The sequence below is a fragment of the Wolbachia endosymbiont (group A) of Barypeithes pellucidus genome (genome assembly GCF_964030885.1).
Classification (GTDB): Bacteria; Pseudomonadota; Alphaproteobacteria; order Rickettsiales; family Anaplasmataceae; genus Wolbachia.
This window is the reverse complement of sequence record NZ_OZ034985.1, coordinates 722,468-735,901: the sequence shown is the minus strand read 5'-3', so window position 1 is coordinate 735,901 and position 13,434 is coordinate 722,468. Positions and strand designations below refer to the sequence as shown.

General features: G+C 36.6%; 14 protein-coding genes. 7 read left to right on the top strand and 7 right to left on the bottom strand.

What is annotated here, in order from left to right; translation table 11 throughout:
- Positions 1–598: 598 nt before the first annotated feature.
- Positions 599–2,761, bottom strand: coding sequence for an AAA family ATPase (locus ACQH1X_RS03825; RefSeq protein WP_425386596.1), 2,163 nt, complete (start codon positions 2,759–2,761; stop codon positions 599–601).
- Between the two features lie 39 nt (positions 2,762–2,800).
- Positions 2,801–3,454 carry an AAA family ATPase gene (locus ACQH1X_RS03820; RefSeq protein ID WP_425386595.1) on the bottom strand — a complete coding sequence of 218 codons (654 nt, stop codon included), beginning with the start codon at positions 3,452–3,454 and terminating at the stop codon, positions 2,801–2,803.
- Between the two features lie 38 nt (positions 3,455–3,492).
- Here ACQH1X_RS03820 and ACQH1X_RS03815 point away from each other — a divergent pair, with 38 nt between their 5' ends.
- Positions 3,493–3,840: an IS630 transposase-related protein gene (locus ACQH1X_RS03815; protein ID WP_425385784.1), complete on the top strand. Its 348-nt coding sequence runs from the start codon at positions 3,493–3,495 to the stop codon at positions 3,838–3,840.
- Between the two features lie 10 nt (positions 3,841–3,850).
- Entirely contained in the window at positions 3,851–4,351 is a 501-nt protein-coding gene (locus ACQH1X_RS03810) for an IS630 family transposase (protein WP_306794344.1), read from the top strand.
- A gap of 6 nt (positions 4,352–4,357) precedes the next feature.
- Here ACQH1X_RS03810 and ACQH1X_RS03805 read toward each other — a convergent pair whose 3' ends face one another.
- The 5 genes from ACQH1X_RS03805 to ACQH1X_RS03785 are packed head-to-tail and all read right to left on the bottom strand — an operon-like array spanning position 4,358 to position 7,673.
- On the bottom strand, positions 4,358–4,960 hold the full coding sequence (locus ACQH1X_RS03805; protein ID WP_425386594.1) for a hypothetical protein: 603 nt from the start codon (positions 4,958–4,960) through the stop codon (positions 4,358–4,360).
- Positions 4,957–5,457 carry a hypothetical protein gene (locus tag ACQH1X_RS03800; RefSeq protein ID WP_425386593.1) on the bottom strand — a complete coding sequence of 167 codons (501 nt, stop codon included), beginning with the start codon at positions 5,455–5,457 and terminating at the stop codon, positions 4,957–4,959. The genes ACQH1X_RS03805 and ACQH1X_RS03800 overlap by 4 nt, the downstream gene beginning before the upstream one ends.
- Before the next feature lie 30 nt (positions 5,458–5,487).
- Positions 5,488–6,291: an AAA family ATPase gene (locus ACQH1X_RS03795; RefSeq protein WP_425386592.1), complete on the bottom strand. Its 804-nt coding sequence runs from the start codon at positions 6,289–6,291 to the stop codon at positions 5,488–5,490.
- 19 nt (positions 6,292–6,310) lie between these two features.
- A complete protein-coding gene (locus ACQH1X_RS03790) occupies positions 6,311–7,114 on the bottom strand; it encodes an ATP-binding protein (protein WP_425386591.1) in 804 nt (267 codons plus the stop codon).
- Between the two features lie 52 nt (positions 7,115–7,166).
- Complete coding sequence (locus tag ACQH1X_RS03785; RefSeq protein ID WP_425386590.1) at positions 7,167–7,673, bottom strand: sigma-70 family RNA polymerase sigma factor; 507 nt, start codon at positions 7,671–7,673, stop codon at positions 7,167–7,169.
- Positions 7,674–7,916: 243 nt separating this feature from the next.
- On the opposite strand from ACQH1X_RS03785, the gene ACQH1X_RS03780 reads away from it, so the two are divergent.
- The 5 genes from ACQH1X_RS03780 to ACQH1X_RS03760 are packed head-to-tail and all read left to right on the top strand — an operon-like array spanning position 7,917 to position 13,421.
- Complete coding sequence (locus ACQH1X_RS03780; RefSeq protein ID WP_425386589.1) at positions 7,917–8,606, top strand: hypothetical protein; 690 nt, start codon at positions 7,917–7,919, stop codon at positions 8,604–8,606.
- Between the two features lie 4 nt (positions 8,607–8,610).
- Positions 8,611–10,527 (top strand): DUF4815 domain-containing protein, encoded by a 1,917-nt coding sequence (locus ACQH1X_RS03775; RefSeq protein WP_425386661.1) that lies wholly within the window; start codon positions 8,611–8,613, stop codon positions 10,525–10,527.
- A 5-nt stretch (positions 10,528–10,532) separates the two neighbouring features.
- Positions 10,533–11,723 carry a hypothetical protein gene (locus ACQH1X_RS03770; protein WP_425386588.1) on the top strand — a complete coding sequence of 397 codons (1,191 nt, stop codon included), beginning with the start codon at positions 10,533–10,535 and terminating at the stop codon, positions 11,721–11,723.
- Between the two features lie 4 nt (positions 11,724–11,727).
- On the top strand, positions 11,728–11,913 hold the full coding sequence (locus tag ACQH1X_RS03765; RefSeq protein ID WP_341814800.1) for a hypothetical protein: 186 nt from the start codon (positions 11,728–11,730) through the stop codon (positions 11,911–11,913).
- Positions 11,910–13,421, top strand: coding sequence for a hypothetical protein (locus ACQH1X_RS03760; RefSeq protein ID WP_425386587.1), 1,512 nt, complete (start codon positions 11,910–11,912; stop codon positions 13,419–13,421). Before ACQH1X_RS03765 ends, ACQH1X_RS03760 begins: the two co-directional genes overlap by 4 nt.
- Positions 13,422–13,434: the final 13 nt, after the last annotated feature.

The following is a 13,434-nucleotide window of genomic DNA, read 5'->3' as shown; positions in this document are numbered from 1 at the left end:
AGGTCAAGGTGGTATAATTGTACCCTCGGGTCATAGAATCTTTTTAAAACGCTATTATAAATTGTTTTGTCTTTTGTAAGCATTTGTCTTTCACTTTTAGGTCCTTCATCTTTTTTTCAAGTTGTTCAAAATGCAATAGTAGGTTTTTCATATTTTTGTCTCTGTGTTGTATTTTTATTAGTATTTTCGTGACTACTTTTCCAAACTTCTTTCTTTTTGCTCAAAAGTTATTATGAACCATTACTATAGTTATTGTATTTTATATTAGTTTATTATTATATCATTTATTATTATTTATATATATATAATATATAAGATTCTCGGAAAGTGGAAATCAGCCACTGTAGTGGGTTTGAGTGTTACCAAATTAGCTAAATTTTTTGGAAATGGAAACGTAATATTTCTTATATTAGATGGCTAAAAATCAACGAATTTCAATAGTTTAAGTGTGAATATACTCTAATTTCCAAATCTTGATAAATTTTCCGGAAATCATGGAAATTTGGTAGTGTGGAATTTATTTTTTGTTCTTAAAACCTTACTTTCAGAGAGACAAAATGAACCCACAAAACTTTCATAAGTGAGCTTTAAGTATTTTTTAGAAGTTACCTATTTCAAACCTTCCTGCACCTAGCTTAAACTTACCTTCTCCTCTGGCAAAAGAACCAGTTTTGATATCAAGCCATTTATCCTCTTTTGAGTTTGCAGCCATACCTTTTACTATTTTTCTTTCGTTTAATAGTTCCTGTGCTAAACGTTCAAGTCTATGCCTACTAACACCATGAAATGCAGCTGGTAATCTATGCCGTTGTTGAAACACTCCTGGTCCACCTGTATGAGTAAACGGATGACCTTCTTCTGCTGACACTGCAATAGCTTGCATCAGTACCTTTTTTAAGTATTCATCAGATAATTTTCCAAGCTTAAATTCCTCAGATATATCCTCAAGCAAGCCAGTTGAGGAACGTAAGTAAGTTCTTATATTCCTATCTGTTGCTCCATTAGACTTAACTATAGCCCCTTGGTATACTGCATTATTAACTTTATTAACCTTTAATGTATTAAACACAGTATTCTGATGCTCTGTTGAAGCAGGCCATAATGCAAAAGAACACCTCACACCATCAACAAGTGCAGTTGTACCTCTTATTGCATCTCTTGCCTGTTCCACAGTCGTAATCGGTTCACTGCACTTAGGTTTTCTCATATGATGTGCTACAATTACAGCTGCTCCTGTTTCATTTGCTAAGCTTGCAAGTAACCCCATTGCGTAATATCCCATTTCTGGATCTGAGTTTATATTAGCATGGACAAATGATACTAGTGGATCAAATACTATTAGTTTTAGATCTTTTACTTTGTCTAATTGTCCACAGATGTCTTCGAATTTATCTGAAGTTTCAGGACATTTACCACGCATGTTGCTTTTTACTATAGAAAAGGGCTCTCCTGTATTTGGAATAGGTATAATAAATAATCGGTTTTGGTATTCTGCTCTCTTGCTACCAGGATCAAGACGATCAAGACGACGGTGTATCTCACCTGCATCATCTTCTGCTGAAAAAATCACAACTGATCCATGCTCTGTAACAAGGGAACCAAAACCACATATCTGATCTGTATCACTTGCAACCTTAAGTGCCAAGTCAAGGAGTAGCATACCCTTACCTGTATCTCCCATGGCAGCTACTATTGAGGTAACACCTAAAGGAAATAATCCTTCAACAAGAAATTTTTGTATTGGTACTCGACCTAAATAACGATTCACACTCCAATCTAAAATGTTAAGTGGCTGTTTTGTAGATCTTTCTAAACTTTTCATATTTGAAGTATTTGGAATGTCAGTAGCTGGGGTATCAATAGTAAGTAACGGAGTTGAAGCTAAAAATTCTTCAATGCTTATACCTTCCTGTACACAATCAGCGGCATCCCATTTCTCAGGCTTACCTCGAGGAATTTCAAGCACAGCAAGTGATGCAATTCCAATTTCTAAAAGCTTATTTCCAACATTTTTAGCATATTTTGCACCTGCTTCATCATTATCTGGCCAAATAATAATATGCTTGCCCTTCAGTTGTGACCAATCAGTCTTTTTAACATCTGCGTTTGCTCCAGACATTATTGTTGTTGCTGTAATACCTTGTTTTATCAGTGCTTCTGCACATTTTTCCCCTTCAACTAGAATAACTTTGTCAGATTTTAAAATGCCTGGAATATTGTACAAAGGTCTGATTTCTGGTGCAGTAAAAGTAGATTTTTTCACATCGAAAGGACGATATTCTTTTCCTTCGGGAAGATCATAACGGTTGACTATGACAATAACTTGATTGTTTTCATCATAGTAGTTCCAACTGCATGTTAAAAATTGTTCTAGATATTCGATACTTTTATATTTCTTAGTATGTTTTTTTCCAAGCCATTCAGCTATAGAAGCCATTACTTCAGGAAACTCTGTTCTGACACTTCTTCCATGTACTGCTGCCCAAAGATCGATGATATCACCACCTTCATCTTTTTCGAAATCCTTCCAAAGTCCGGCTTTACTACCAGTTAATTCTACTACCATACTTTTGCCTCTATTACCTTGTACATCACCCACATAAAACTTATCACCACGAAAAGTTCCCCTTGGTAATAGGTATGAAAGACAAGATCTGATATTTAGTAAAAGTTGATCTTTTAACTGTTCTTTCTCCTCTAATTGCTTATAATGTCCATTCTTTAGTGGAGCTGCAGTATTAAAATCACAATAGATATCCATAAAATCCTCTAAATATATTTTAAATTTAATTAATTGAAACTAAGCAGTAGCTATAGTCTTCCAACATCCGTTAGCTCTGCTAATGAATTTTGCTGGTATAGGTCTTCTATTTCCAAGTTCATATACTACCTGTAGGATATTTTCACGTCTACTCGGTTGAAACATTACTATACCAGATGTATAGAGGCTCCTTAATGCATGAGCTCTAACCAAAGCTTGAAATGGGTTTTTTTCCAGCGTAGCTGTGGATACTTTTTTAGTGTGATGGGTCATGATTATTCCAATGCCGATAGAGCGTAATTTTTCAATCCCACTCCGTAAAAGAGAAAGTGGCATCAGATGCGTCGTAAGAGAGTCTATTGCAATAAGATCAATCATCTTTGTACCAAAGTCTTTCACGATGATGTCTTTGATCCTCTCCACTCCTTCATCATTCAACGTTATCTTGATTTCTGAAGTAATAACCAGGTTTTCTTTTACCAAACTCATAAGCTCTTGATTTATCTTAAGTTCCTGCACGCGCCTTCTCATGCCGTTATATCCCATTTCGTCCTGTAGATAGAGTATCCTAAGCGGTCTTGTAGGTGTCATCTTGAGAAATGATACTCCTGCTGCCATATGTGCTAATAGAGAAAGTAAAAAGCTACTTTTTCCAACCTTTGGAGTACCACCTATAACTATAGTATTTCCCAAAGTAAATGATAAAGGTATAATAAGGTATTTGGGTTATAATGGCGTATAGTGTGGATTTAAGAGAAAAGGCAATATCGATGATAGGAAAAGGGAAGAAGAAGGTTGAGGTGGCAGAGCTTCTGGAGATAGGAATAGCAACTTTGTACCGCTGGTTAAAAAAGAAAGCTGCTGGTGAAAGCCTCAAGCCATCTAAAAACGGCAGCTTTATTCGAAAAATAGACCCAAAAATACTCGAAGAATATGTTACAAAGAATCCAGATCATACTCTGGCAGAGATGAAACAAAATCTTGGATTTGGAATAAATTCAATTTGGTATAGACTAAAACAGCTAAAAATTACTTTAAAAAAAAGTCACACTATATCAAGAGCGCAATCAAGAAGATAGGCAGCAGTTTATTGATAAAATCTCAAAAATAGACCATTCCAGCATCTTATATATAGATGAAGCAGGAGTTGATAATAAATTATACCGAGAATATGGACGTGCTCCAAGAGGAAAGAAAATTTATGCAGATATTCCAGGGAGAACTCGAGAGAGAATCAGTATAGTAGCCGGGTGGATTGGAATGAGATTTATTGCACCAATGACTTTCAAAGGTGGGTGTGACAAAGAGGTATTCAATATATGGTTGGAGAAGATGTTATTACCTAAATTGCCACTTGGCACAACCATAGTTATGGATAATGCTACATTTCATAAGACCACTAAAACAAAATCATTAATAGAGTCTTTTGGCTGTCATGTGCTGTATCTTCCAACATATTCACCAGATTTGAATCCCATAGAACACTGTTGGCATACCATCAAAAGCCGCCTCAGACCTCTAATGTATAAATGTACAGACTTACAACTTTTGGTTGGTAATACCATAATGGAAATTTATCATTCATTTTAGAAAATACTATAAAAGCCCACCTGGTGTTAGAATTCTTGGTCCTATGACATCTTTCGGCATTGGTGATTTATCATTCAGGTACTGTCCTACAGAGAATGCTGTTTTTGTATTTCGCTGTTTTTGTAACTTCTCAGCACACCATTGTTTGGCATTTTGGGTAGCATCTATAGTACCCTCAACTAAAGTCCAAAGACTGAGTATGTCCCCTTTCTTTTCCATGTAAAGGTCATGCCAATTTCCTACTTTCTCTCCTTTTATTTCAATTATTATCTTATTCCCACCTAAATTCCCCATATAGAACTTGTCTTGATGAAATTCCCCATCAGGAAGTAAGTAAGATACACATTCCTTAATATTATCAATTAAAAATTCTTTTATTTCTTTTTGAGATGAAAAATCCATAAAATCTCCCTTTTTTCCAATAATTTTACTCAACATATTTTTTAAACGTTCAGAGTCCAAGTTAGCGAGCTCGCAAACAGTTCTAAAAGATTCTATGCTGTGGATCCATGAATAAGCTTCTTCTCTAAGCTCTCTATTCTTTCCTGTTACATCCAAAATAGCCTGTTCAATAACAGCAACCCACAGCTTCTCTTCATCGTACTTCAAAACGGAACCCAGTCAGATTTAACGTCGTTACTTTGTTCAGGAGTAATAGCTGTAGCAATTCTATTCCTGTCTCCATATCTACTATCGGTCTCAACGCCAACTTTTGCGGTAAATTCTAGGCCATTTAAATCAGCAATGGAGCTAAGTTTACGAGCAAGTGTTGCTTTTTCTGAAGTGTCATTTTGATGAATATTGCGAGCAGACTCCAAAATATTTCTAATCATAGCACGACCCATTTCTCCCCAGACATCTTCTCTTTCAACGTTTGCTTTGCCGCTTTTTATCCCAATTGCTTGATAAATCTTTTGCCTTGCATATGGCCCTTCAATGATGGTAAATTCTGCGTTTAAATAGATACTACCAGTAGTGGGACTTTTGGTGAACCAACATTCATAACCTCCAGGCTTAATGGCCATTTGGACTTTTATTGTTGTACCTTTAGGTATTAAATTACTTTGCGACTTTGCAGTGTTAAAATCAGTTAAATTCTGTAACATAAATACTCCCATAATAAAGTTGAAAAAGAATCAGTTGTTCCATTGATTTATAAGTTGCCAACTACCATTTATCTTATCGACAAGCTTACTTGGCACACGTTCACCATTACGTAACTCAAATACTATTTGGCGGACAGTGCTTCCTTCATCTTGACTGAACATCACCATTCCAGTAGTGTAGAATCCCCTTAAAGACCCAGCACCGCTTAAACCCTGAAATGGATCCTCTTCCAGCATTTTCTTAGGTAATTTTTTTGTATGATGGGTCAGGATTATTCCAGAGTCTGGATTAATGACATTTCGGAACCTTTCAAGTGTTTTTTGCAAGAAAAATAGCATAGCACTGTTATCGTTTTCATTACCTAAATTGAAGATGTTTCGTAGAGGATCTATGGCTATAACATCAGGCTTAAAGCATTTGTTGTCCAAAGAGTGTTTTATTTCATCTATCTCTTCACTACTGAATGATAATTGTACCCTCGGTGTGATCATGAAATTGTTTGCACCAATATCCAAAAGCTCTTTATCAAGTTTTAACTCTTGTAGACGCTCTTTCACGTATCCCTGGTCAATTTCAGTCTGCAGGCAAAGAACTTTCATAGGCTTACTTGGAGTCATGCCAAGAAACGAAACACCAGCAGCCATGTGCATTAACCACGAAATTAGAAAATCACTTTTGCCGATTTTAGGTGGACCACCAAATACCAATAAACCTCTTGGAGTTAGTATCCTTGGATATATAATATCTTCCGGTATGGGTGATTGATCATTTAGATATTCCTTTACACTGAAAAAAGGGATTTTTTGACTAACGGTGAAAAAATTTTGTTCCATATTATTCTCCAATTTTTAATTAGGCAGCAGTAGCAAAAGCCTTAGCTTTAATTTTCGCGAGTAATTTTCCCAAATGCGGTTCTTCAACCATATTCAGGCATCCACTTCGATCCTTAGCAGGGTATCCCCAAGAATTAATAGTCTGACAGACAAATGAACGTACTTCTGTACCATCATCTTTCTTGATCCCAACCATGCTGATTACTTCATCAACAATTCCAGGAATTTCACTGGCAGTTTTAGCCCCTTCACATTGAGGTAGCCAAGTTGGACGATTGAAGTCATCTAAATATTGACCTAAAGTACCAACGGTAATGATATCTTTATTTGGAATGTGCTGAAACTGATTGAGCCAGGCCATCATCTCTTGCGCAAGTATTCCGTAAGCAGCTCTCATGTCTTGCTTTCCACTTCTCTCAGAAAAAGCTTCCGGTTGCATTTTTGCCCATAAGAGACAAAGACGTGATGCTACAGTGATGCTATCAATGAAAATACATCGATATTTAGAAAACTCTTCATTGTATTTACTTGATACGTGCTCATAGTGTCTTTGGCTATACGCTTGATCAGATTTTAGTGCAGGGTTCGGACCACCAATTAGGCAGGCAATATCCCGAGCTTGACTCCAAGTGCGAACACTAATGGAATCTCCCTGCCAATCTTGAACAGCAAGCAGACCTGCTTCAAAGTCAAGACAAAGTGTTGGTTCACTTATAGTCTTTAAGAGGCTGGTTTTACCAATACCGTAAGGACCAAAGATTACTACTTTTATGCCTGTAGTTGTTTTCAGTCTTTCATTATTGTTTAAAATTTTAAAAGTCATTTATTCACCTCAATGGTATATGTTATATATTCAGGAAAGGTAAAATTTATGTTCAATTTTTCTTTTTGCCCTTGTAGTAGATGGAAGAGAGTTTTATACGTATTTTTCTTACCATAGTATTTAAAGTAGTTCTTGATATGTTGTTCATCTTAGCAACTTCATATAAGTTAAAGTGCTTGAGTTGCTCGCATATCTTTTGCATCTTTCTTGGTAGCGTTGAAATCATGTAATCTACATCAGTACGTTTCGCTACTTCATCTTCAAATAGTTCTGTTTTCTCAATATTGATGTAGTTATTAATATTGCGTTTTATACATAGTTGTTTCTCTAATAAGTTGTTGGCACGACGTTCAGTTAATCTTGCTATAAAAGTGTTAAAGCTACCTTTACTTTCGTCATATCTATCAAGATAAGTCCAAACTTCACAAAAAAGTTCTTGCTCAAGATCTTCGTGAGTTTCATGAGCAAAGCATTCAAAAAGTTTTAATCTCTTAGCTTGATACCGTATATTTTGAACAACTATAGGGTCAACACCAGGATAACGATTTTTTAGTTTCATAACTTTTCCCTAAAACAATTAATGCTTTAAGGATGAGAACTTATAGGTACACTTTGTAGGACAGGAGCAAAAATAAATAATACAGATGCGATTTTTAACCTATTGATATTCTGTTGTTTTTTTTCGAGAATAATACAGATCTGATTTAAAATAATATTACAATGAAAAATTAGGTATTTTTTTTGGACAAAAATTTTCCAAATCCTGAATATATATTATATAAGCCTTTCAAACTCATCACAGGTGTCAATTCTTACACAATCAGGAAGAGCAGCAATAGCAGCAAGTATAAAAGAGCAACCGATACATCTTGCTTGGGGGAGTGGTGATGGAAATTGGGGAAGTAGCCATAGAGTCGAAAAAATTTCTTTCACCGATGATGGCGAAATAAAGCTTAATTACCATCCCGTCAAAGATGTGAAGGTTGTTACAGGACAGATAACTTATCAGCCGAGTACAGACTATACAGTTGATAGCAATACTGGGGTTATTCAGCACACAGAAAACAGCTCTATTGTAGAGAATAGTGCAGTTACCATAGAGTATACTCAAGATACACCACCAGAACTCATTACTTCTACAACATTACTCAAGGAAGTTGGACGTCGTGTTGTTGATGAGATACTCTTCTGTGTTGGTGATGAGGATGGAGAACTTTTGACTCCGACAGGCAGGTTTAAACCCTCTAATGTACCAACCGATAACTTGTACCTTAAGTTTACTTTCGATTTCACGGACGCAGCAAATCAAGTGATAAGAGAACTCGGGGTTATGGTTGGTACAAAAGTGAAAAAAGAATTACCGCCTGGACAGAGATATTTTGAACTACAAGATATAGAAGACCCGGGGATTTTGTTAGTTTTAGAACACACGGTACCACTTATTAGATCTGCAGCAACCCGTGAAACCTTTGCCTTTGTCGTTACATTTTAAAAAGATGACCTTAAATAGCTATTATAATCGCTCTGACAAAGAATACGAAAAAAGTTTATTCCTAGCAGGAAGAGGTTTGCAGTCAGCAGAATTAAATGAGATTCAAGACTATGCTCTTTTGAGGCTCAAAGGCATAGGAGATGCGATATTTCGTGATGGTGATGTTATAACAGGAAGCAATTGTATCATAGATGGGGAAAAAGTTACACTTGAAGGAGGAAAAATCTATCTTCGTGGAGCAGTTAGAAAAGTCGAAAAAGAAGAATTTATTATTCCACTTAATACTACAGTTCGCATCGGTGTTTATTATGTAGAATCTACCATCACAGAACTTGAGGACGAAAATCTTCGTGATCCTGCAGTTGGTACGCGTAATTATCAAGAAGTAGGGGCAGCAAGGCTTAAAGTTTCCACCATTTGGGGTTATCAAGCAGAGAGTGTTACTGTTAACTCCGCAAATGGGGAATTCTATCCAATTTATAACATTGAAAACGGAGTTCTTGTTCAGTATTCACCGCCACCACAAGCAAACATAGTAACCACAGCACTTGCCCGTTATGACAAGGAGGCAAATGGTTCCTACGTTGTAAATGGCTTAGAAGTAATGTTTTTACAGAGAGACGGAGAAGGCAAACAAGTATTTGTGGTTAATGGTGGTAAAGCTCGTGTTGATGGCTACGAAATTGAATTATCCCACGGTATCCGTGTTTATTTTGATGAAGATCCAGACATAAAAACAGTTAAATCAGAATTTCACACCTTTCAGGCAAATAGCCAAAGAGTAATGGAGCTTAAAGTTCATGATTTTCCGGTTAGTGAGATAAAAAGGATAGATATAACTGTTCAGAAAACTATTACCATGACGCATGGTTCATACTCTGGAGTTGTTGATCCGATATCTGACTCTGCAGTTCAGGAGATTATTCAAGTTAAGCAAGGTGATGTAATTTATGAAAATAGTACAGATTACAAGCTTAGTGGAGGAAATGTTGATTGGTCATTGGCAGGAAAAGAACCAGCACCAGGAAGTAGTTACCTGATAACCTACCGCTTTCGCACTCATGTAAGCCCTGAAGATGTGGATGAACAAGGGTGTAAAATAAGAGGAGCAGTGGATGGCAGTTTAGTTTCAGTTGATTACACTTGGAAAATGCCCCGCTTTGATTTAATCACTCTAGATGCAAAAGGGGTGGTAAGAAGAATAAAGGGAATTGCTCATCCATGGCGACCATCAATGCCTAAAGCACCCGCTGGACAATTGCTGCTTTGCTATATTCATCAGACGTGGAAAAAAGGGGAAGAGGGGAAAATAAAGATAGTGAATAATGCTATCCACGCTGTACCGATGAACGAATTGGAAGCAATGAAAAAAGGAATAAATGATCTTTATGCATTAGTTGCCGAAGAACGTCTGCGTAATGATGCAAATTCAAGAGAGCCTACCACTAAAAAAGGAGTATTTGTTGATCCGTTCTTTGATGATGATATGCGTGATCAGGGAATAAGACAGTCTGCAGCAATTGTAAATAGGGAACTAATTTTGCCGATAGACGTGGAAATTATTGATGTTGAGAGAGGCAAAGAACCATATCTTTTGCCGTATGAACTTGAGCCGGTATTGGAACAGCTTTTACAGACTAAAAGTGAAAGGATCAATCCATATCAGGCATTTGATCCAGTACCGGCAAAAGTTACCATGAACAAAAACATCGATCACTGGACCGAGATAAAGACCAATTGGTCAAGTCCAGTGACAAGAGAATTTAATACTAGAGAAACAACAGAGCTATTGTCAAGTAATTCATATGAAGCTGAATTTATGAGAGAAGCAGTACAAAGTTTTGAAATTGAAGGTTTTGAGCCAAGTGAGAAGCTTAAAGAGATAAAATTTGACGGAATAATTATTCAACCTACAGCGTAGAAAAGATGTTAACAGCTAATAATCAAGGGCAAGTAAGTGGAAAAATAAAAATCCCAGCAAATATTCCAGCCGGTACTAAATTAGTGCAATTTTATGGGGATAAGGGAAGTTATGGAGAAGCAACGTATACTGGTAAAAAAACTATTACCATAGAAGAGCGAAGAAGAGTTTTTTCCAGCAAACGTGTTGATCCTTTAGCGCAAACATTTACCTTGGATGAGAGTAGGCATATAGGAGGTATAGACTTATGGTTTACAAATAGCGGCAAAAGACGTGTTGTTGTGCAGATTCGGGAAACAACAGTTGGAGTGCCCTCGCAAACAGTTATCGCTGAAAATTCCATCGAGCCAACCAAGATCAATACCAATGGCACAGCAACACGTATAACTTGGTCACCTGTGTTTTGTCATGGAGGGCAAGAGTATGCAATAGTTTTACTTACCGATGACGGGGAAAATGCGGTCAAAGTAGCAGAACTTGGCAAATACGATGCAGTAAACAGCCGTTGGGTAACCAGTCAACCTTATCAAGTAGGGGTATTACTCTCATCAAGCAATGCAAGTACGTGGACACCGCATCAAAATTTAGACCTAACTTTTAGGCTTTTAGCAGCAAAATTTACCGAAAGTTCTCACGTTATAGATCTTGGCAAAGTTACTGTAAATAATACATCAGACTTAATCGCTCTAACCAACGTAGAAAAAGTGGGTTTTGATACTAATGTAGAATTTATCTTAACAGATGAGAAAGGAGAAGAAAATTTTCTATCTGATAATTTGCCATTAGCACTGCGCGCAAGAATAAGTGGGGAATTAACGGTAAAAGTAGCGCTCAAAGGATCGGGGGAAAAAAGTCCAGTTCTCTACCCTGGGTTACAGCTAGTTATGGGGAATATTTCAGCGTCCGGAGATTATGTCACGAGGAGCATTACAGCAGGATCCAACACTAAGATAACAATTACCTATGATGCATTGATACCTGGTACTGCAGATGTTAAAGCATATGTGCAGAAAAGCGTGGAAGGGGAATGGCAATTAGTAGATTTAACAGCGGGAAAACCAATCGGAGAAAATTGGGTAGAGAGAGTCCACGTGCTGACGAACTTTAATGCAAATGAGACGAGGGTAAAATTAGTCTTGAGTGGAACGGTTGTCTATCGACCAAAGGTAAAAAACTTACGAGTTATTATAACATAAAAAAATGCCAGATGATGAAACTAAACGTGGATATCCTTTACCACATCCAGAGAATATTGCTGCTCAAGATGTAGTACGTATTCGCAGAGCCATAGAAAAAATAGATGAAGATATGAGTGAAAGAGATAACAATCTTAAAAAAGCATTTGAACGACTGAATTTTGAAACTTTTTTGAATTTTTGGGGATGAAAGAAGCAATCGATGCATTGCATCAAAGAATTAAAGATTTAGCAGCAAACAGCACACCAGAGCAGCTTGCATATCTTGCTAAGTCATTGGAATTGATAATAGATAAAAAAGCAATCTCCAATATTGTGCAGATGACCACAATAAAAGAAATAATCGATGCACTACAAAAAAGACTTAAGGATTTAGCAGCAAATAGTACACCAGATCAACTAGCATATCTTGCTAAAGCATTGGAATCAATAGTCGACAAAAGTGCAGTGTCTGAAATTGTATACATGACAGATGAAAAGTTGAAAGAACTTCTAAACGCTGCAAGATCACATTTGAATGACATAAATACCAATAAGGAAAATTCAATATCGGCGATAACTGGAGCAAAGACAGAGTCTGTAAATGAGATCAATACGCTAAAAACTAAAACCTTGGATACTTTAAAAGCGTCATCAGATTCATATGTATCGCTACTTGACACAAGAAAAGATGCGAATATTGCGGCAATAAACAGTATTAGCAACAATCATAAAGATGGTCTTAAAGGTTTAGTAGAAGATTTTCGTGCTATTAATAATGTACCACCTGGCTCATCAATTATAGGAGAAATAGAAACTCGAGATAATCAACTAAAAACATCCCTTATAAATGAGGTAAAAACTCGAGATGATCAATTAAAAACGTCTCTTACAAATGAGGTAAAAACTCGAGATGATCAACTAAAAGTGTCGCTTACAAACGAAATAAGAAAGCGCAATATGGTTGAACCAGGGTCATTACCTTTCTTGTTTGGTGTGCTCAGTAGAAAAAATAATTACTATGGTGACGGAGCTTTCACAACTGAATTAGGTCAATGGAGCAGCGATATAACAAAAACCGACTACATGTTACAACTACTTGCGGGTAGTCATACATACGATACAAGTTACGTTAGTTTTTATCGGCCAAGACAATTGAGTTTTATAGAGGAAAACAAAGGTACATTTATTTACGGAGAGTCATATACAAGCAGTGACTCCGTGAGTCGTGATCAGATATATTACTACCCGTATGCTGCACTTGGAGTAATGTTTGTAAAAAACACCACAAGTAGGGATATAACAAGAACATTAAACTTTGTTGGTACATCTTTTTGGAGTTCAGGATACGAAGGAGCAGGAGCATTTGTGGGAACACCTGATAATACCAATAAATCGAGGATTTCAAAAATAACATGGAAAAATGTTTACCAATACACGAGTTCGAGTAGCAGATTTGCTGCATCTGGTAATGTAGAAATTCCAGCAGGAAAAACAGTTGCAGTGTTACTGTATACATCATCTTATCTAGATAGCAGAGGAAAAGTTAGTGAAGGTATGCTTTCAGGTAATGTATATATCTATGGTCAATTTATACAGTGGGGGATTTATAACATACGTAACAATTTTCTAACCACAGGACTTGAGATCGATGTAGAGAGGACACTAAGAGCGTGGCAATGTCCAGGATTAGATGCGACGTATAAAATTTGGCAGTAAATCAAAATTAGGG